This is a genomic window from Desulfuromusa ferrireducens, assembly GCF_055389805.1.
Map to the genome: position 1 here is coordinate 625286 of NZ_AP042415.1, position 21149 is coordinate 646434.

Sequence of the window (21149 nt, forward strand, 5' to 3'; positions counted from 1 at the left end):
TCCCTACAAGCAGGGAACGCAGGGCGGGCAGCCGGCAAGCACCACAACTATCAGCAGGAAAAAGATCCACCGCTGCATGGCACCTCCTAAACGGCCTACTCGTCCTTCTTCATAAACTTTTTCAGCAAGCCCTTTGACTGCGAGGAATGCTCTCGACGGAGATTGATCAGACGTAATTCACGCAACGCTTCGGTGCAATCGGGGTTGGCCTGAACGGCCATTTCGAATGATTTTTCCGATTGCCGATCCTTGCCCTGCAAATGATAGATATGGCCCAGATACAGATGGGTCAAGTCCAGACTGGGGTTCAACTCGCGGGAGGCAAGCAGCACCTCCAGAGAGCGATTCTGCCCCGCGTTTTTTTCCGGCGAAGACTTGAACAACGCCCAAGCAAAATGGGTCAAGTATTCAGGCTCTTCCGGGCTGAGTTCGATGGCCCGCTGCAACGGTTTGAGTGCTGCATTATAACGCCTGATATTGAGCAGGGTCCGCCCTTCCTGATAGGCAGTTTCCGCCTCGATCACCTGATTAATATTGATCGTTTTCTTCGGACCGTTAACCAGCTCATCCAGATAATCAGAGCAAGCCTTGGGCTCGCTGAGCACCGTATAGGCCTGGGTAATATACTGAAACATCTCATTGATTTTGGTGCTCATTTCCCGTGACAAGCCGCTGCCGAGAAAACGGTCGGGGTGATACTCCTTGGCCAACTTATAATAGGCCCGCCGCACTTCCGGGCTGCCACACTGACGAGCGATCCCCAACGCCTCGAAATAGTCGGACTCCATGACCCGCTGATAATCATCCAATATCTTTCGCCGTAACTGCTCATCAATCGGCTGATCTTTGCCTCGCCCCGGCATCTCTGATTCTTCGATTTGCTCAGCGATCTCACTGCTTTGCAGCAGTTCCGAGATCAGAAAAGCCGTCAACACCTGCTGGACCTCGCGACGCGCCAAGGGGTGCTGCTCGAGAAGTTGATCCAACGTCAGACCACCGAGACAGCTGCGAAAAATCTCTTCCCCACGACGGTTCAGGTCAATATCCTGAAAACGATACTTTGGATCCGAAGCCTGTTTCATATAGAGGCTGCGAAACGGCTTCAGGTAGGCGTCCAGTTGCTGCGGCGTCCAGTAACGTTTAATCCCTTGCAGAATCAATGATGCCGGTGAAAGCTTGATCGAAGTGACGTTCTTTTTAAAATCCTTGCCGACCACAAATTGACTGGTACCGTCCTGCCACTTAAATGTCGACAACAGTTTCTCCGTCACCTGACGGGCCAAGGCTTCGTGCAGATCCTGCGGGGTCAACAGACCCATTTCGATCAACACCGTCCCCTGGAGACGACCCGATTCCTTGCTGCGCTCAACCGACGCATCACAGTCCACCTGGGTAATAACACCATCACTGACCAGCATCCGACCGAGACATTCGTTGAGCACATTGGAGCGCACAAAAATAGGATAACCGTCCTTGATATAGACGATTTTCTTTGCTTCGCCACGCTGCAAATGCAGCAGGCCGGTTACCTTTTCACTATAGAGCTCGTGCAACAGCAGCGGCAAACGGCAACCTTCGAGCGACTCTACCTGCTCGTGCCCGGCCGCTTTCTGCTGGCTTCCACCTTCAAGCAGATTATCAAGCAAACGGGACAGATCAGCGGCAGTAAAAGGCTTGAGGAGGAATTCATCGGGCCCGTAATCGCCCTTCGCCTGAGCGATTTGCGCCGGGCTATGAAACATCGAGGTGATCATCACCACCTTCAGATCTTTGGTTTTCTCATGCTTGCGCAGGGCGCTGCAGACCGCGGGGCCGGATATCTCCGGCATATTAATATCGATCAAAACCAGCTGATAATCGTCAGTCAACAGTTTCTGCAGTCCCACCGCACCACGATCGACGGTCTCAACCTGATAACCGGCAGCCGATAACTTCTCTTGCAAATAGGACCGTAAGGCCTGGTCGTCATCAATGACCATTACTTTTTTCAAAATGTCAGACATCCTCACTCACCTCGCCATCCTGCTGCGGATTCAGGTAACGTTCAAACAGGGACCGAATCCCCTCGGTGACCATGCGGTATTCTTCCAGAAATTCCTTTTCCGGCACAACACCTTTTTTTCCGTAGCCGAGACTTCGGGTCATTTTTCTCAAAACTTTGCTCTCCCGGGGAAGATCGTTGATCGACTGGTCGTGCAACAAGCGCAGTTTATTTTCCAGCCGGCGGAGAAATTTATAGCCTTTAATCAGCTGCTTAGCCTCGGCGACTGGCAAAATATCATTGTCCGCCAAAACCCTGAGGATTTCCAGCGTATTCTGTTGCCACAAAGCCTTGACCTGCTGTGCGTAACGCAACTGCAGATATTGGGCAATAAACTCAACATCAACCATGCCGCCGCGACCGGTCTTGATATTAAATTGATCCTCAGTTTCCTTGGCGATTTCCTTTTCCATCCGCCCGCGAAGACGGTAAATCTCAGATTTCAAGTCACCGGACAAGGGTCGATCAAAAGCAAGCTCGGAGACCAACTGCTGCAAACGCTCGGCAAATTCCGCAGGGGCACAAACCACCCGCGCCTTTGTCATCGCCTGCCGTTCCCAGGATTGTGCGGATTCGTGATGATAGCGTTTAAAAGCGCTTAAGCTGGTCACCAACGGGCCTTGATTGCCCGACGGGCGCAGGCGGGTGTCGATCTCGTAAACAACACCTTCGCGGGTCATCAGCGTCAGCGCGGTGATAATGCGCTGCGCCAACTTGGCGAAATACTCGTGGTTACTGATCGACCGAAAACGATTCTGATCGGTTCCAACCGCCGGCCGAGTCTGCCCCTCGCTATCATAAATAAAGATAATATCGAGATCGGAATGGTAGTTCAGCTCCAGCCCACCCAGTTTCCCCATGGCGACAATAGCAAAGGCCGTTTCTTGCGCATCATCACCAGCGTCGGCAGCATAGGGAGCACCGAAACGCGTGACTAACTCGTGCTGCGACATCTGCACCGCCTGCTCCAAACAGACTTCGGCAACCCAGGACAACTGTCTGGCCCCTTGGCCCTGCCTCATCTGCCCATGCAGATCACTTAAGGCGATACGCAAAAACTCTTCGTTGCGGAAACGGCGCAGCCCATCGAGCTGCAATTCATAATCCGTAGCCAATCGCATCTGCTCAGCCAGAGAGTCAGCTAACTGCTGTCGATCCTTATCCTCGACCGCATAGGAGCGGGAAACCAGGGTATCCAGAAGCTCCGGCCGCTGAATGAAAATCCGCGACAACAACTGGCTTGAGCTGAACAGCGCAATCAAAAGCTTAACAATCCCAGGATTTTCGGCCAGCAGGGAAAAATACGAGGTCCGTGCGCGAATCCCACCGATGAAGGTTTCCAGATTATTCAGCGCTCGGTCGGGGTTCGCAGAGTCAAGCAGCTCCCCCAGCAACAGCGGTGCCAGCTTTTCCAGACAGCGCCGCCCGCGCTCGGTCAAGCGCTTGTGCGGATCGCCGCCACGCAGCAGGTTGAGGCTTTGGTACGCCCCGTCCGGGTTGCTGAAACCTTTTTCCTCGAGCAGATCCTTGACCAGATCCGGGTCCGATTCGAGATCGAAGATAAAATTGACCTCCGGCCGCATCTGCTGCAAATCTTCTTCTGTAGAATGAAACAGATCCTTAAAAATATTATTTACGCACTGCCGGTGCCGCTCAAGTTCCGCGCTGAAGGATTCACTGTCGGCAAACCCGCTGCGCCGGGCCAAGGCCAGCAACTCGGCAGGACGAACTGGCAACGAGTGGGTCTGCTGCTCTTGCACAATCTGAATGCGGTGCTCGACGGTGCGCAAAAAACGATAAGCATCGCTGAGCTGCTGCTGTTCCTCCGCTTCGACCAATCCTTCTGCTTGCAACAACTGCAACATCCGCAGCGAATTCCGATATTGCAGTTGCGGACGGGTACCGGCATTAACCAGTTGCAGCGCCTGGATAAAAAACTCGATTTCGCGGATTCCGCCCCGACCGAGCTTCAGGTTGCGCTCACCCTCCTGCTCGCGACTGAGACTGGCGTTGATCTTCTGCTTCATCAACTTGATATCCTCGATCATGCCAAAATCGAGATAGCGTCGATAAATAAAAGGCTTAAGCCGTTGCAACAGTTCCACACCGAGAGAGATAGAGCCGGCGACCGGCCGGGCCTTGATCATCGCCGCGCGCTCCCAACTCTGTCCCCAGGATTCGTAATAGGTCTCGGCAGCAGTGATCGAGATAGCCAGATCGCCGCTATTGCCGTCGGGCCGCAAACGGGTATCCACGCGGAACACAAAGCCGTCTTCGGTGACCTGATTGAGCGCCCGGGAAACCAGCTCGGCCAGCTTGACAAAATAACGGTGCAGGCTAATTTTCTCGCCACGACTGCCGCCGCAGGTTTCACCATTGGTGGAGGAATAACAGTAGATCAGGTCGATATCGGAGGAAAAGTTCAACTCGTTGCCGCCGAACTTCCCCATGCCGAGAATAGTCATTTTGGCCGGTGATTGCTGACCATTCTCCTTGTTTTCCAGCGGCTGCCCGTATTCGGCCTGCAACTGAAAACCGCAGACCTCGTAGGCCCTCTGCAGACAAGCCGCAGCCAACCCGGAGAGTTCAGCCGTCACCTCCTCCAAAGAGGCCAACCCGGCAAGATCACGGCTCCCAATACGTAGAATTTGCTGTGCCTTGTAGCGCCGCAGGCCCGCCTTTAGTTCAAAAAAATCGACCTGCTCTGGAATGGCCTGGCGCAGATCGTTAAGCATCTGGGCTTCGTCACAGGTCTCATCAATCCCGCCAGCGATCAGCAACTGCTCGAGAAAGATCGGCTTACGACACAGGATTCCGGATAAAAAGGGTGAACCGCCGAGAATAATTAGCAGTTGCCGGCGCCGTAGCGGCTCTTGCAAAACGCTGATCAGCAATTTCTGCTCAACGACATCGAACAGCCGCTCGAGAACATTCAAAGCCGTATCCGGATCGGCAACGGAAAACACCTGTTCCAGAATGTCGACCAGCAACACTTGATCACCCAACTGCTCATTGATCAAGCGCAGGTTGGTGATCACCCGTTGGCTGTCGAACAAGGCGAAGCTCTCCAGCCAGTTGCCGAGACCCTGCTCCTCAATGCCGCCCAGTTGGGCAAGTTTGCGCTGTAATTCGTGGCGATTCGGTGTCATCAACAACCCTTAGTTCTTCTCAATCAAGCCGGCCAACCCCTGCTGGTAATTCCCCTCGACCACGCCGAGTTCGGTAACAATTGCCGTAACCAACCGATTCGGGGTGACATCAAAGGCCGGGTTGCGCACGCTAACCCCCTCGGGAGCCAGCTGAACATCTTTGATATGAGTGATCTCGCGACCATCCCGCTCTTCGATCGGAATCAGCGAGCCGTCAGCCAAGCTCAGATCGATGGTCGAAATCGGCGCGGCAACATAAAAGGGAATATTGTGCTCCTTGGCCAGAATCGCCACCGTGTAGGTGCCGATTTTGTTAGCCACATCGCCGTTGGCCGCAATCCGGTCGGCACCAACGATAACGCAGTCGATCTCGCCCTTACTCATCAGGTATCCGGCCATATTGTCGCAAATCAGCGTCACCGGGATATTATCCTTCTGCAGCTCCCAGGCGGTCAAACGGGAGCCCTGCAAAAAAGGTCGGGTCTCATCAGCAATCACCGAAACCTTCTTCCCGGAAGCCACAGCGGCACGAATGACGCCGAGGGCGGTGCCGTAACCAGCGGTTGCCAGTGCTCCGGCGTTGCAGTGGGTTAAGACCCGTGCCCCATCGGGGATCAGGCTCTCACCTTGTTTGCCGAGTTTTTTACACAGCTGCTCGTCTTCCTGAGTGATCGCCAGCGCTTCAAATTCGAGGCCGATTTTCAGTTCCATTACGCTGCGGTCGAGATTGGCGTAAGCAAAATTCTTCATCCGCTCCAACGCCCAGCACAGATTGACCGCCGTCGGCCGGGTCGCAGCCAGCACCGCACACACCTTCTCCAGCTCAGCGTAGAATTCCTCTGCCGACTCGGTTTCGATATCACGCACCCCGAACCAGGCACCGATTGCCGCCGCGACACCGATCGCCGGAGCGCCACGCACCACCATGCTGCGGATCGCTTCGGCCACTCCTTGGTAATCAGTGTAATCGAGCCAGATCTCTTCGGTCGGCAGCAGACGCTGGTCGAGCATCTGGCACTTGCCATTAAAAAAACGGATCGGGCGGATGGTATTGGGATCAATTTGACAACCGGACATATCTATTTCCTTTTAAACGAGCAAACGGTTTCTACGGTATCCGCTACTCTGAAATCTTTTTCTGGATCAGCTGATTCACCATGCCGGGGTTGGCCTTGCCCTTGCTGAGCTTCATCACCTGGCCGACAAAGAACCCGATCAACTTGTCTTTACCGCCCTTAAGTTCTTCGAACTGGCCTTGATTGGCGGCGATCACTTCATCGAGAATCGCTTCGATGGCACCGGTGTCGGTCACCTGTTTAAGGCCCTTGTCCTCGATGACCTGATCGGCACTTTTACCCGTCTGCCAGATCTCCTCAAAAACCGTCTTGGCGATTTTTCCAGAGATGGTGTTGTCAGCGATCCGCGTCAATACCCCGGCCAGCAGTTGCGGCGAAACCGGGCACTCGGCAATGGCGATCTCTTTCTCCTTCAAAGAGCGCAACACCTCGCCCATCACCCAGTTGGAGCAAAGCTTGGCATTATCGTGCAGAGCAACCAACGCCTCGAAATACTCGGCGACGTCCCGTTCGGCAGAGAGCACCCCGGCATCATAATCGGGCAATTCGAACTGTTCCTTATAACGCTGCAGCTTGACAGCTGGCAGTTCCGGCAGTTCACCCCGCACCCGCTCAATCCATTCGTCGGAGACCACCAGCGGCACCAGATCGGGATCGGGAAAGTAGCGGTAATCGTGCGCCTCTTCTTTACCACGCATCGAACGGGAAACACCTTGATCGGCATCGAACAGACGGGTTTCCTGCACCACTTTGCCCCCGTCGTCGATAACATCGATCTGTCGCACCACCTCGTACTCGATCGCCTGCTTGATAAAGCGGAAGGAATTGAGGTTCTTCAGCTCGGCGCGGGTTCCGAGTTCTTTCTGTCCCCAGGGCCGGACCGATACGTTGGCATCACAACGGAAAGACCCTTCCTCCAGGTTGCCGTCGCAAACCCCCAAATACATGACGATCTGATGCAGCTGTTTCAGATAAGCGATTGCTTCTTCGGCGCTGCGCATATCCGGCTCAGAAACAACTTCGAGCAACGGCGTGCAAGCGCGGTTGAGATCGACGAAGCTGCTATCGCCATCGGAATGCAGCAGCTTGCCGGCATCCTCTTCCATGTGAATGCGGGTTATACCGATCCGCTTGGCGCCACCTTCTTCGGTTTCGATATACAACCAACCATGCTCACAGATCGGCAATTCGAACTGGGAAATCTGATAACCCTTCGGCAAGTCGGGATAAAAATAGTTTTTCCGCGCGAAGATCGAACGCGGTGTGATCTGATGATTGGTCGCCAGCCCGGTTTTGATGGCATATTCGACCACCTGTTTGTTCAAAACGGGTAATGCTCCCGGCAGACCCAAACAAACAGGACAAGTCTGACTGTTCGGTTGTTGGCCGAAATCTTTGGAGCAACCGCAAAAAATCTTGGTTTTGGTGGTGAGCTGAACATGTACCTCCAGCCCGATCACAACTTCATATCTGGAATCCATAAATAGAAACCTTTATTTCAAATATTTGTAGGGGCGACCCATGGGCCACCCGGTTTTCACCCAACGCGGGCGACCTGTAGGTCGCCCCTACACGATTCAGATCAGAGCGGTGCCAGCTTACCAGCAAAATCAGTGGCATTTTCGAACGCCCAGGCCGCCTGAAGCAATTCTGCTTCGGCAAAAGGCTTACCGAGCAACTGCAATCCGATCGGCAGCCCCTCGCTACTGCTGCCACAGGGTAGACTGAGCCCACAGGTGCCAGCCAGATTGAGCGGAATGGTAAAGATATCGGACAGGTACATCTGCAATGGGTCGTCGGTCTTCTCGCCGATTTTGAAAGCCGGAGTCGGTGCCACCGGGGTCAGCAGCAGATCCACCTGCTCGAAAGCGTCGAGAAAATCCTGCCGAATCAGGGTGCGGACCTTCTGCGCCTTGATGTAGTAGGCATCGTAGTAACCGGACGACAGTGCATAGGTGCCGAGCATAATTCGGCGTTTAACCTCATCACCAAAACCGGCAGCACGGCTCTGCTGATACATGCCGATCAGCCCTTCGCCATTGTCCTTGCGGACGCCATAACGCACGCCGTCGTAGCGAGCCAGATTACTCGAAGCTTCGGCGGTAGCTATCAGGTAGTAACAGGCCACCGCATAATCGGTGTGCGGCAGGCTGACCTCGACAATCTCGGCACCGAGGCTTTTATAGGTTTCAATCGCCGCTTCGACCGCCTGTTTGACATCAGCATCCAGGCCATCGATGAAATATTCCTTCGGCAGACCGATTTTTTTCCCCTTGACGCCCTCTTTGAGGCTGGCCAGATAATCAGGCACCGGCGTGTCGACCGAAGTCGAATCGGCCGGGTCATAACCGGCTACCGCGCCGAGCATCAAAGCACAATCTTCAACAGTGCGCGCCAGCGGTCCGACCTGATCAAGGGACGAGGCGTAAGCAATCACTCCGTAACGGGAGACCCGCCCATAGGTCGGTTTCAGTCCAACCACTCCGCAGTGCGAAGCGGGTTGACGGATCGAGCCACCGGTATCGGTACCCAAGGTCGCCAACGCCTGTCCGGCGGCCACAGCAGCGGCACTACCACCGGAGGAACCACCCGGCACCCGTTGCAGATCCCAGGGATTTTTAACACTGCCGGCTGCACTGTTTTCGTTGGAGGAGCCCATCGCGAACTCGTCCATGTTCAACTTACCGATAATCACCGCCCCCTGCTCACGCAACTTGGCAACCGCGGTGGCATCATAGGGTGAAATATAATTATCGAGAATCTTTGAGCCGCAGGTGGTGCGCACATCAATCGTATTGAAGATGTCCTTAACCGCCAACGGAATCCCGGTCAAGGGGGCAACATCGCCAGTGGCAATCCGCTGATCAGCAGCTGCAGCTGCGGTCAGTGCTTCCTCTTCGCAAACAGTAATAAAAGCGTTGACCTTATCGTCGGTCGCCTTAATCCGCGCCAGAAACGCCTTGGTCAGGTCGACCGAAGTCGTTTCGCCAGCCAGCAACTTTTCCCGCAGTTGCGAAATTGTCAAACTATTCAATTCCATCCTATTTACTCCAGAATCACTTTCGAACGTCTCTTGCAAACCTACCTTTTGTAGGGCGGTTGAGAAAGGTCCAGATGCAGGGCCTGCGCAGACCTTGGACCGCAGGCGTAGCCTAAGCTACGTCGAGGATCCAAGGTCAAGCATAACGCCGCAGATGGTCTTTTATCGACCGCCCCTCCCACTACTCGATGATTTTGGGCACTTTGAAACACGTCCCATCAGTTGCCGGTGCATTCTGCTGCGCCCGCTCAACGCCGATCGACGCTTTCACGATATCCTCGCGAAAAGCGTTCTCCATCGGCACGGCGTGAGCGGTCGGCTCGATGCCATCGGTATCCAGCTCGTTCAATTTATCGACATAACCGAGGATGGCGTCCATCTGCCCGGTCAGGGCGTCCAGTTCCTCCGGTTGCAGAGCCAAGCGAGCCAAGCGCGCCACGTGCTCTACCTCGTTGCGACTGATTTTCATCACTTCTTCTCCAATGCGGTGATTAAACACTCGAAATTAGCATTCGAAAGCAGAGAAAACAAGCGAAACCCCTGGATCAGGAGCATTCCTCGCCAGTGAATTTCACTACCGCTTGGGCCGCAGCATTGAGTGCTACGCTGCAAGTCGAGTCGGGACAGGAAAGAATATGCGGTTTGCCGGCATCGCCCGCTTCAACCACACGCGGATCGAGCGGTACTTTTGCCAACAGCGGCACACCGACCTTTTCCGCCAGCTGACCACCGCCACCACTTTTAAAAATATCCGATTTTTCATTGCAGTGCGGGCAGATAAAACCACTCATATTTTCAATCAAACCAACCACCGGCAGCTTCAGTTCACGACAAAAGCTCAATGATTTTTCGACATCGACCAGAGCGAGATCCTGCGGCGTGGTGACCACCACGGCAGCCGCACCTTTGCCCAGCAGTTGTACGGCACTTAAAGGTTCGTCGCCGGTTCCCGGAGGGCAATCGAGCAATAGGTAGTCGAGCTCACCCCAGACCACATCGGCCAGCAGCTGCTGAATCGCGCCGTGCTTCATCGGACCGCGCATAATGGTCGCATCACTGGTCGAAGCGAGCAGGAAACCGATCGACATCAACTTAAGGCCTTCGATCTCCAGTGGTTCAATCCCTTCTTCACTCATCTGCGGGCGCTGATTTTCCAATCCGGCCATTTTCGGCACACTCGGCCCATGCAGGTCGATATCAAGCAACCCGACCTTAAAGCCCTGTTTGACCAGCGCCAGAGCCAGGTTTAAAGCGGTGGTACTTTTGCCAACGCCGCCCTTACCGGACATCACCATCACTTTGTGCTTGATACCACACAAACGGATTGCCAGGTTCTGACGGATCTGGGCTTGTTCATCATTGGCCTCTCCAGGCTCTTTCACTGAGCAGGAGCTATCACTACAACTGTCACAATTACTCATGATTTGGTCTCTTTCCTTTTGTTAAGTTTCAATTTTTCAAAGTTCGAGCCGCTGGGGACCCAAGGTGGCCATCATTTCATCAATTTCTTCCAGATCATAATCAGCGTCATGCAACGCCTTACTATAGCTGTCGAGCAGTTGCCGAACAGCCCGTTTATCTTTTTGCTGCTGGAAAATATCCAACAACTGTTGAACCAAAACATCATGCGTCGGATCAATCTGCAAACCGGCCTGCAGCAGGCGAATCGCTTCGTCACTCTCACCGCGCAATAGCAGCAGTCGGGCCAGCCCCTCCAGTTGCTCCAAACGCTGTTGATTAAACTGATCCCGGCAGTAGGGGAGATCGACATCCAGCTCATACCCGGCCAGGAATTCCCCGCCCCAAATACGCTCAGCCTGCCAAAAAGCCAATTCGGCCTGCCAGAAGTGCTGGCGTTGCAGATGCCGCCGCACCGCCTCCAGCTCCTGAGTAAATTCAACCGCATCAATTCGCAGGTTGCGCAACAGCAGCAGGCCCTTTTCCAACACCAGATAATCTACGCGGATTTGCTTGCCAAAGCGAGCTTCCAGAGCCTTGCGCAGTCTCGAAAGAGCGGTATCGAAGCAGCTTCGTGCCTTACTCGGCGGGCTGTCCGGCCACAGGCTCGCCATCAACAGTTCAGTACTCAGGGTGCAATTCGGTGCCACCGACAACATGGCCAGAATCTGTCGTGAAACCAGACCCACCTCGCTGAGATCGAGAAACTGCTCCCCCAGTTGAAAGCGAAATCCGCCAAGGGTCTGCAGCCTGGCCAGCGGGACCAGGCGACCATCCTCCACGACACGACAATCGAGCCAGTGACTAACCAAGCGCTGCAACGGCTCCGCCCACTCAACCCTGCTACTGGCCAACGGCACCAGATTACGCAGCAGTTCGGGGGTCAAGGCAAAGAAAAAATCAATCTTCTGTCGGCGCAACAGCTCAAACATCCGCTCCAGGTGAGGCAATGCCTGCGCCTCTTCCCCTTGCCCGTGATGCGCCAGCGCCAACCAGGCGTGAAAGCCACTACGATAACGCTCTTCTCCCAATGCAACAGAATGGGTCAAACCAAGCTGGAGTTGCTCGGTGGCCTGTGAATAGCGTTGCAGAACAACCAAAGTCGCCCCCGCCAGCAACAGGTTCGGCAAACATTGAAGCCCCTTGCCAACCTGCTGGCGGAGTTCAAGCCCTTGCGCTGAGTCTGCCTGCGCCTCGACCGACCGCCCCGTTTGCGCATTGAGCAAACCACGCAGCTGCAGCAACCAGCTGCGCAAATGTGGCCGTGCGGTTGCCGGGCTTTCGACCAGAGTCACCTCCAGTTGCTCGAGACCGGCAGTCGAATTCCCTTGTGCGATGCGACCAAGAATCGCAAAACAGTTTAACAACGGACCGAGAGCCGACTGTTGCAGCTCCTGCTGCCCCCAAAGCTGGCGAGCAAAGCGCCGTTGCTGATAAAAGGAATCCAGTTCTCCACTGCTGTACAGCAGTTCGCAGGCAACAATCCAGAAGGCCTTGATCGAAAAGGAATCACCTCCAAGTCGGGAGCCAATCAGGCGCCCCTGCTCCATGGCAGCCCGCGCCACCCGGAAGCGCCCCTGGAAAAGGGCCAACAAAACCTGCAACAGTTGAAAATCAAGTTGCTGTTCCAGCAATTTTTCACGCAATGACTCGGACATCCCCCGGGTCAAGATATCTTCACAGCGGGACAGGTCGCCGGCATAGAACAGTTCGGCCAAACCTTGGGTAAAGAGCACCTTGAGGCGGTTGAACGGGTCGAGCAGCGCCAACTGCTCTTTAGCCAGTTGGCGCAAACGGGCTAAGCGCGGCAACCCCAACTCCAGTTGTCCATCGGCGACCAGATACTGAATAATCTGCTGCGACAAGGCCAGCAATTCACCGCGCGGATCGGCACTGGCGACAAACCGGGTGCGTGCCAACTCCAGCCAGCTATCAACATCCAGCGGCTGGGTCCGCATAAAACCAACCCCGGTGAACAACGCCAGCCAACCACATCGCACCGCTTCCTCTTCAGGAACCCCGCCCAGCAGTTGCGCAACCTGCGGCTGGTAATGCTCCGCCAGCAGGTTCAGTCCAGATTGGCTGAGCAGTTGTGAAACTGCCGGATACTGCTCGATCCGCAACAGACAAGCCAAGGCGGCGGGCAGATCGTTTTTCTGCTGATACCAGTCAGCAGCACGCTGATAGACCTGTTGCCGTTCTGCTGCATCCAGGGTCTGATCAATCTGCTCGCGCAATACTTGACGAACCTGGGGTTTGAAGGAGAGTTGTTCCTCCCTGCCAGCATGCGGCAGAAAAACCCGGTCGTGGCGTTGGAGATAATCGAACACCGCTTCGACGTCTCTGATTTCGCTCAGCTTCCTCGCCAAAGAAATGGGAAACATGTCGAGCAGGGCGAGCTTCGCAAAGGTCCGTCGCCACGCCAGCGGGAACTTGCCAGCGAGCTGTTTGGTCAGCAACAGCTCGTCCGTTTCAGCGGGACCAGATAGCTCAGCCGCCAAGTTGCGCAATAATTCCTGATCGGAATCCGCTTGGGGACCATCCCCGGACAACAACAGGCTGCTGAGCCAGCGCAACTGGCTGGCACTCTGCTGATCCGATTTTTGTGGCTGGGGTTTTTCGCGCCGCTGCGACCGTTCCCCCTGGCAAAGACGCAACATCACCTTAATTCGCGCCAGCATTTCGACGTTGCTGATCGGCTGAGAAATAAAATCGTAGGCGCCGACTTCGAGCCCTTCGGCACGCATTTCCGGCGAAGCCAGGTGGGCGGTGATCAAAACCAGCGGCATGCCGGTGGTGCGCGGGTTGGCTTTTAACTCGCGACACATGTCGAGGCCACTCATCTGTGGCATCTGCACATCGATAAAGGCGCCGTCAATCTGCTCCTGCTCGGCCAGTTGCAAACCAGCCAGCGCGTTACTGGCGGTCAACACCCGGACCTGTGGCAGGTCGAGTTCGACAATCTTCGCCAAAAGCGTCAAGTTGGTCGGATTATCATCGACCAACAACAGGGTAAACTGTTCGTTGCTATCTGCCATCCCCACCCCTTGCACCGACCGTTCAGACCGGCATCAATCCAGCAAATTTAAGCAGTAATTTCTTCGAGCCGACCGAGTTAAAATGCACTGTCACCTTCTGTTTGTCGCCATTCCCTTCCAGCCGCCGTACGGTACCGGCCCCAAACTTGATATGCCGCACCTTCATCCCCAGGCGCAACCCGCCCTGCGTTTCGATAACCGGTTCTTCCGCCAGAGGTCGCTGCGCTGGCAAAGTGGCAACCGGTTCAGCCTCGGCAGCCCTGCTCGGCGCAGCCAGATCAAACAGCGAGGCCAAGTTGTGTTCAGCAGCGGCCGCTTTTTTAACCATCACCTCAGGGACCTCACCAGCCAGCAGTTCTGGAGGGATTTCGGCCAGAAAACGACTCGGCGGATTGAACTGATAGGTGCCATAGACCCGCCGCCGCCGGGCATGAGAAAGATAGAGCCGCTGCATCGCTCGAGTCATGCCGACATAACAAAGCCGGCGCTCTTCGGCCAACTCTTCGCCATCATCACCGGAGCGGGAATGGGGAAAGAGCCCCTCTTCCATCCCGGTCATAAAGACCACCGGGAACTCCAGGCCCTTGGCTGAATGCAGGGTCATCAGGGTGACCCGCTGCAGCTCGGTATCGTAACGATCCAGGTCAGTGATCAGCGCCACCTGTTCAAGGTAATCCTGGAGTTCTCCGCCCTTGCCAGACTGTTCCTGCATCCCGGCCAGCAGCTGTTCGAGGTTTTCCAGCCGACCGCTCGCTTCATCGCGGATGTCCTTGGTCAGTCCCTGCTTTGCCTCTTCCTGCAAGGTGGGTCCGTAGCCGCTTTGTTGAATCAGTTCAGCCATCAGTTGCGGATAGGGCAAGCGTTCCAGTTGCGCAGTAAAATCATCGATCAGGTCGACAAATCCGGCCACACGTTTCGCCGCCGCGCCCTTAAGAGCGCTGGCTTCCAGCGCAACCCGGCAAGCGGCGAGAAAGCCTCCTGCATCCTGCTCAAAAACTGCAATTTTATCAACGGTGGTCGCGCCAATGCCGCGTGCCGGAGCATTGATTATCCGTCGGGCCGCCAGCGAATCGGCCGGATTAACCAACAGCCGCAGATACGAGAGGGCGTCCTTAATCTCCTGCCGCGCATAAAACTTAACACCACCGAACATGACGTAAGGGAGCTTGTGCTCAATCAGAGCTTCTTCTAACACCCGCGACTGGGCGTTGGTTCGATAGAAGACGGTGATGTCGCGCAGGTTAAAACCTTCGCCCTGCAAACGACCGATCTCTCTGGCAACAAAACTCGCCTCGTCCCGGTCATCAGGGGCTGCTTCAACCGTCAGAAGGTCGCCGAGGGGATTTTCGGTCCACAGCTCCTTGGCACAACGATCATGGTTATGGCCAACCACCTGCCCCGCGGCCTTGAGAATCGCCTGGGTACTGCGGTAATTCTGCTCCAACCTAACCACCACCGCGCCGGGGAAATCATTTTCGAAGCCGAGAATATTACCCACTTCGGCACCGCGCCAGCGGTAAATCGACTGATCATCGTCGCCGACCACACAGAGGTTCGCTTCGGGACCGAGCAGTTGTTTAATCAGTTGATACTGAACCCGATTGGTATCTTGGAATTCGTCGATCAGCAGATATTTGAAGCGCTCCTGCCAACGGCGGCGCACCTCGGGAAACCTTTCAAACAACAGGGCCGTCAGCAACAACAGGTCGCCAAAATCGACCGCATTAGCCGCTTTCAGCCGCCGCTGATAGAGGGCATAAAGTTCGACCAATTTAACTTCATCGGGACGGCAGTCAGCGAGCATCTCCGGCAGCAGTCCACGGTTTTTGGCGTTGTCGATAAAGGACGCCACCGCCCGCGGCTTGAGTTTTTTTTCGGCGATGCCCTGCTCTTTGAGCAGTTCGCGCAGCAGCCGTTGCTGATCCTGATCATCGTAGATGGTGAAGTCGCGATTGAAACCTAAGTGCTGGATCTCCTGGCGCAGAATCCGCACACAGCTGGCATGAAAGGTCGCCACCCAGGGGGAATCACCGTCGTCGAGCAGCGCCTCCACCCGCTCCCGCATCTCGGCCGCCGCCTTATTGGTAAAGGTGACCGCCATAATCCGCCAGGCCGGCACCCCCCGCTCGCGGATCAGATAGGCGACCCGGTGGGTCAAGGCACGGGTCTTACCCGAACCGGCGCCAGCCAACAGCAGCAGCGGACCGGCATCATGCAGCACCGCTTGACGTTGCGGCTCGTTCAGACCAGAGAGCAGATCAGACATCATCGTCCCCCAAGGTCCGACTCATCAACGCCCGGTTATAGGCGGAGACCATGTCACGACGGGAGATGATACCGTGCAGTTTGCGATTGGTTTCGCGATCGACCACCGGCAACTGTTCGATATTGCGATAACCAATCTTGCGCATCGCCGTGTCCAGATCTTCCTCGGCATGCACCACAATCACGTTGCTGGTGGCCAATTCCTTGACCACCACCAGGTCCATCAGATCACGCTCGAACACCACCCCCATGAAATCCTGCACCGAGATGATCCCGGTCAGATCGCCCGCCTCGTTGACCAGCGGAAAGTTGGTGTGGTGGGTCTGCTCGATAAACCGGGCAAAGTTGCCGAGGGTCATATTTTCCGGTACCGTTTCCACCCCGCGCTGCATCACTTCGCCGACCGACAGGGCCTTCATGATATTGCGCTCTTTGCCCGCTTCCAGATCGATGCCAGCCCGGGTTAGCTCAACCGTCTCCAAGCTGTCCTTCTTCAGATGCCGAGCGATGGCGGTACCGATAACACAGGTCAACATAATCGGCACGATGACCTGATAGCTGTCGGTAATCTCAAACAGCAAAAAGATGGCGGTCATTGGCGAGTGGGTTGCAGCGGCGAGAAAAGCGCCCATGCCGACCAGCGCGTAGGCCCCGGCCGAAAAGCCGGCAGCAGGGAAGGCCAGCTCCACCAGATGACCAAAAGCGCCACCGGCAACCGCGCCTAAAAACAGGCAGGGAGCAAACATGCCACCCGGCAGACCAGAGCCGAGCGTAACCGATGTAGCCACCATCTTGGCGACAATCAGCAAGCCGAGCAGGTACCAGGAATGCTCGCCGAGCATCACCTCGTTCATAAACTCATAACCGTTGCCGAACACCTGCGGCACCCCGAGGCCGATAATCCCGACCGTCAGTCCGCCTAGAACCGGTTTGGCCAATTTGGGCAGCTTGATGGCATCAATACGATCCTTGATGCGGAAGTGAACGTCGATAAAACCAGCCGCCAGGCCACCGATGATGATCCCGAGCAGCAGATAGAGGCCGAGCTCCCAGAAGCTACCCATCTGATAGGTGGGGGCAACCAACTCCGAGGTATTGCCGAGCAATGCCCGAGAGACAACCGTGGCCATCCCACTGGCAATGACAATCGAGGTAAAACTGGCGACCTCAAAAGAAGAGAGCAGCACAATTTCAGTGGCGAAAAAGACCCCGGCGATCGGGGCATTAAAGGTGGCCGCAACCCCCGCAGCGGCCCCACAGGCAACCAGCACCTTGAGACGATCGCCGCTCATTTTGAACATTTTACCGAATTGACTGCCGATGGTTCCGCCGATCACCGCAATCGGCCCTTCCTGCCCGGCACTACCGCCGGTTCCCAGGGTAATGGCGGCGCCGAGACCACGGGTAAAAACCGGCCGAAATGGCAATTTCGCCCCTTTGAGATTGACCTTGACCAGAAAACCGGCAAAGCCACCCTTGAGATCTTTGCCGAAAAAGATCCATAGGGGGATCACCAGCAAACCGCCGATCGCCGGGAACAAAGCCACCAGCAGACGTTCCGGAGACCAGGTCTCCAGAGAAATGTCGAACAGTTCCATACTCTGTTCGACCACGACCCAATGCACCAGTTCGATGGTCTTGCGGAACAGGTAATTGCCTAAGCCACCGAGCATACCGATGATCACCGCAAGAACGATCAGAAAGGTATTTTCGCTGATTTTAAAACGATTCAGCAGCTGCTGGATCAAGCCCTGCAGCTGCTGAGAATATGGAAGTCGGGTAATAACCTTACCCACTGAAGCCTTGTTCAAACCGCACTACCTCGTGTCATTCATTGAGCCTAAAAAACCAAACTTACATACTGCATCGAATTTACGTCCTGATCAAATGAAAAAAGAAGGAATAAAGTTTCATACTCGATGGTGGACACGCCTAAATCAAAATCGGCAGTTATTATGAACTGAAAAGGGATGACAGTCCTAGTAAAGAATCCGTGAAATACGAAAAAGGCGGGACCAACAACAGAGGCGAACTAACCCGGCAGAGCACACTAACCATTCACTCCCTGTTGCAGAGAATCTAGTTAGAGCAAAGTTTTGAAGTCGAGGCGCCCAATCTGGCGTGGCAACTGCCATCAACTATATCCCCACTGCTGATGGCTGGCTGTACCTTGCTGGCCACAAGGACCTCTTCACCGGGGAGGTTGTTGGGTACGCGATGGGCGAGAGAATGACAAAGAACCTAGTTAGCCATTCGCTCTTTCGAGACGTATCAGCAAAGCACCCAACAGCGGGCTTGCTCAACCTTCCGCATTAGTCGCCCTCTCCAAAGACGTAATTTTCAACCATCCCGGCATTAACCTCTACTTTGGCCAAAAGAATTTCACGGAGCATGGAAAACGGAAGATCTGGGTTTTCCTCGGCAGCTCGACCGATGGAAGCCGAGTGTTCAAGTTGGCCCGCCATAGACCGATGCTCTGCGATGGATACTGTTCTTGCAGATTTAGCCAACCCATCATTGATCCTTACTGATTGCGCCATAAATACCTCCTGACGACATACTAATGCAAATCGCAACAAAGCGTCGCATTATCAGCCCCTTAGACAGAGCCAGGGAACAATACATTTGATTTATAAATTGCCGCTGGACGAACATATATTATTCAGGGAACGCAGGTTCAAAGACGACGGATATCAACTCAATACGCGAACAGAGCCAACAAAAAAAGGCTACCGCGAATATCTTCGCAGTAGCCCTCCTTCTTGTGTGGGCGAGTAATAAAGTTCATACTCGCTGGCTAGGTAAGCGGCTGTAATTATATACGGCAAAAATCTGACTAGAAAAATAAAGTGCCCTACTGAGTGCCTTGTACTGGCAAGGCACTCAGACAAACAAGAGAATGAAGATTCATACTCCGTGGGTGTCTGAGAATTAAGTCACAAAATATGAGACTGCTTTTCTGATAGCGGGGTAACTACTGTTCACCCAAGGCGGGGCTAATGATGTCCCCGCCTTTATTTCTACCTGTCGCCGCAACTTTACAGTTTTGAAATACGGTCAGACTTTCTTTAATTCCTTTTTAAAATAAGTTATGCGCAGCCACAAGTGTCTTTTTGTTCCTCAGATGAGGAAGAGAGGAGAACGTTGACTTCTTCATCCCATTTTAGAGCGGCACCTTTTCTAACCCCCCTGCCAATCTGGACTGCGACCCTAATCTCGGCGACTGTAAGGCCGGCGTCACAAGCCTTTGCGAAGTGGTACCGGATACAGGGAATGCAATTAGCGGTTACAGACGCTCCGACTGCGATCATTTCTTTTAATTTCTCGTCCATGAAATGTTTCCTTTCTCTAAAACCTAAACTACTATCCACCGTATATCCAAAACATCAAAGCCCTTCTCTCAGGCTTCTGTCCTTTCCCTCATTTTGCTTTTGCGGGTGCAGCAGCATCCCCTGTAGCAGAAAAGGCAACAAACCAAGAACAGTAAAGGTAGTAGCCACCAGAATTGTGCAATTTCGAATGTGGTCATCAAGATCACCTCCTTTCTGTCTATATAGACGAAGGGAGGCAATAAAAGGATACAGCTTGCGTAAAGAATTTAATCGGTGAGGGACGTGGACTTTTATCAATCACAGCCTTGTTTACGGTCACAGGCAACTTCACTCTGATCATCGAGATAGAATTCGCAGTGACCCTCTAATAGCTCTTTAAGTTTTGCCTTGGCCCGGTGCAAGCGGATTTTGACATTCTCCAGACTGATCTTCAGAATTTCCGCAATCTCGCGATTCTTGAACCCTTCCTCCTCGCTTAGGAGCAACACAACCCTATAGTCTTCAGGGAGCTGTTTGATGTAGCCACGGATGCACGCGATCATCTCTCTCCTGATCGCCCCTTGCTCGACAATCGGAGTTTTCTCGCCGATACCCAGTGTCTCACCTTCTGGGATATCAATATTTTCAGTTGGAATGAGTTGTTCTTTCTGTTGCTGCCTGAAGGCACGACCACGAACATGGTCATGATAGGTATTGGTGGCAATGCGGTAAATCCAGGTTGAAAGATTAGCTTCCTCACGAAAATCTTTGAGACCTCTGGCGACTTTTACAAAAACCTCCTGAGAGAGGTCATCTGCGACATCCTTGCCTGCGAGTCCTGCCAGATATCTGGTGATTCTGGAACGGTAATCTTCATAGATTTGCGGAAAATTGTGACTTTGCAACGGTTCCAGATCCTCCCTGCCAAAACTAGATATAAAAACAATACCAGTCTAACAACGGTTTGCCTTGGGGCGCAGTGTCGCAGATCCTTCCCCGTCACGTTTTTTTCAGACTGCTGTGCGTTCTTCTTTCTCTTGCTGAGAGAAGGGGACGACCTTACAGTCTTCAAAGGATATATTGCCCGGCCATTGAAATCTCATTTTTGCATTCATAAAGCCTGTAACTTCCATACCTTGAATTATTTTACAGGTATCATCTTTGATCAAGTCACGTACCGTTTCATTCGCCGACTCGCAACCCAGAACTATCGCAGAATCATATTCTTCAAGCTGTCGTTTAAGCTTCTTACGGCACCCAGAAGTCCACATACAAAGAAACCATTGATGAACATAATTGCTCTTGAATACCTTTGAGGTTACACCCTTCTCACCTAAACGGGATTGTAGCTTTTTGAGGTATTTCTCAAAGGGAGGGGAAGTCAGAAAGCTGCTGAATAGTTGAATAAAAGGCCTGCCTTCTCTTACGGCCACTGTTACCGCTGGACACATATAGCAGGGAATAATCAAAACAGAGCTTGGTCCTTCAACTTTACCAGCCACGTCCAAGTCATTAAAATGGATTGGCATTTGTCACTCCATAATGCTTTTGAGTTATTCGTTGCTTATGCTGGTTATACTAGCAAACAAGATGGATATTGCAATGCTAAGCGACTGATATATAGACGAATATGTCTAATTTTCTAGTTATTCTTTCCCCTTGGCTAAACAGTTTCTTTTATCGAGGTTTTCAAAACTTAGAAGATGTGGCGTGATGCCTGTCTCAAAAGTATGGGTTTGTGACCGATGTCAGCCTTCTTCACCAGACCCCA

At 53.9% G+C, this 21149-nt stretch carries 15 protein-coding genes; all 15 read right to left on the reverse strand.

The features are described 5' to 3' along the window. Positions 1–3: 3 nt before the first annotated feature. Positions 4–78: a lipoprotein gene (locus tag ACZ5PT_RS02760; RefSeq protein WP_464266700.1), complete on the reverse strand. Its 75-nt coding sequence runs from the start codon at positions 76–78 to the stop codon at positions 4–6. Positions 79–95: 17 nt separating this feature from the next. Next, the gene (locus ACZ5PT_RS02765) at positions 96–2003 is read right to left on the reverse strand and encodes a response regulator (protein WP_464265285.1); all 1908 of its coding nucleotides are present in this window, start codon (positions 2001–2003) and stop codon (positions 96–98) included. Next, positions 1996–5190 (reverse strand): bifunctional [glutamate--ammonia ligase]-adenylyl-L-tyrosine phosphorylase/[glutamate--ammonia-ligase] adenylyltransferase, encoded by a 3195-nt coding sequence (gene glnE, locus ACZ5PT_RS02770; RefSeq protein ID WP_464265286.1) that lies wholly within the window; start codon positions 5188–5190, stop codon positions 1996–1998. The genes ACZ5PT_RS02765 and glnE overlap by 8 nt, the downstream gene beginning before the upstream one ends. Before the next feature lie 9 nt (positions 5191–5199). Then, entirely contained in the window at positions 5200–6267 is a 1068-nt protein-coding gene (gene mtnA, locus ACZ5PT_RS02775) for an S-methyl-5-thioribose-1-phosphate isomerase (protein WP_464265287.1), read from the reverse strand. A gap of 43 nt (positions 6268–6310) precedes the next feature. Further along, positions 6311–7747 carry an Asp-tRNA(Asn)/Glu-tRNA(Gln) amidotransferase subunit GatB gene (gene gatB, locus ACZ5PT_RS02780; RefSeq protein WP_464265288.1) on the reverse strand — a complete coding sequence of 479 codons (1437 nt, stop codon included), beginning with the start codon at positions 7745–7747 and terminating at the stop codon, positions 6311–6313. A 101-nt stretch (positions 7748–7848) separates the two neighbouring features. Continuing rightward, positions 7849–9306: an Asp-tRNA(Asn)/Glu-tRNA(Gln) amidotransferase subunit GatA gene (gene gatA, locus ACZ5PT_RS02785; protein ID WP_464265289.1), complete on the reverse strand. Its 1458-nt coding sequence runs from the start codon at positions 9304–9306 to the stop codon at positions 7849–7851. Positions 9307–9487: 181 nt separating this feature from the next. After that, positions 9488–9775 (reverse strand): Asp-tRNA(Asn)/Glu-tRNA(Gln) amidotransferase subunit GatC, encoded by a 288-nt coding sequence (gene gatC / locus ACZ5PT_RS02790; protein ID WP_464265290.1) that lies wholly within the window; start codon positions 9773–9775, stop codon positions 9488–9490. A 76-nt stretch (positions 9776–9851) separates the two neighbouring features. Next, positions 9852–10727 carry an Mrp/NBP35 family ATP-binding protein gene (locus ACZ5PT_RS02795; RefSeq protein WP_464265291.1) on the reverse strand — a complete coding sequence of 292 codons (876 nt, stop codon included), beginning with the start codon at positions 10725–10727 and terminating at the stop codon, positions 9852–9854. 36 nt (positions 10728–10763) lie between these two features. Beyond that, a complete protein-coding gene (locus tag ACZ5PT_RS02800; protein ID WP_464265292.1) occupies positions 10764–13802 on the reverse strand; it encodes a response regulator in 3039 nt (1012 codons plus the stop codon). Between the two features lie 22 nt (positions 13803–13824). Beyond that, positions 13825–16068: an ATP-dependent helicase gene (locus ACZ5PT_RS02805; RefSeq protein WP_464265293.1), complete on the reverse strand. Its 2244-nt coding sequence runs from the start codon at positions 16066–16068 to the stop codon at positions 13825–13827. Next, positions 16061–17878 (reverse strand): chloride channel protein, encoded by a 1818-nt coding sequence (locus tag ACZ5PT_RS02810; RefSeq protein ID WP_464265294.1) that lies wholly within the window; start codon positions 17876–17878, stop codon positions 16061–16063. The genes ACZ5PT_RS02805 and ACZ5PT_RS02810 overlap by 8 nt, the downstream gene beginning before the upstream one ends. Before the next feature lie 501 nt (positions 17879–18379). Next, a complete protein-coding gene (locus ACZ5PT_RS02815) occupies positions 18380–18607 on the reverse strand; it encodes a TA system antitoxin ParD family protein (protein WP_464265295.1) in 228 nt (75 codons plus the stop codon). Between the two features lie 549 nt (positions 18608–19156). After that, positions 19157–19399: a carboxymuconolactone decarboxylase family protein gene (locus ACZ5PT_RS02820; protein WP_464265296.1), complete on the reverse strand. Its 243-nt coding sequence runs from the start codon at positions 19397–19399 to the stop codon at positions 19157–19159. A gap of 293 nt (positions 19400–19692) precedes the next feature. Then, positions 19693–20283, reverse strand: a complete 591-nt coding sequence (locus ACZ5PT_RS02825) for an RNA polymerase sigma factor (RefSeq protein WP_464265297.1) — start codon at positions 20281–20283, stop codon at positions 19693–19695. Positions 20284–20388: 105 nt separating this feature from the next. After that, on the reverse strand, positions 20389–20907 hold the full coding sequence (locus tag ACZ5PT_RS02830; RefSeq protein WP_464265298.1) for a hypothetical protein: 519 nt from the start codon (positions 20905–20907) through the stop codon (positions 20389–20391). Positions 20908–21149 lie beyond the last annotated feature (242 nt).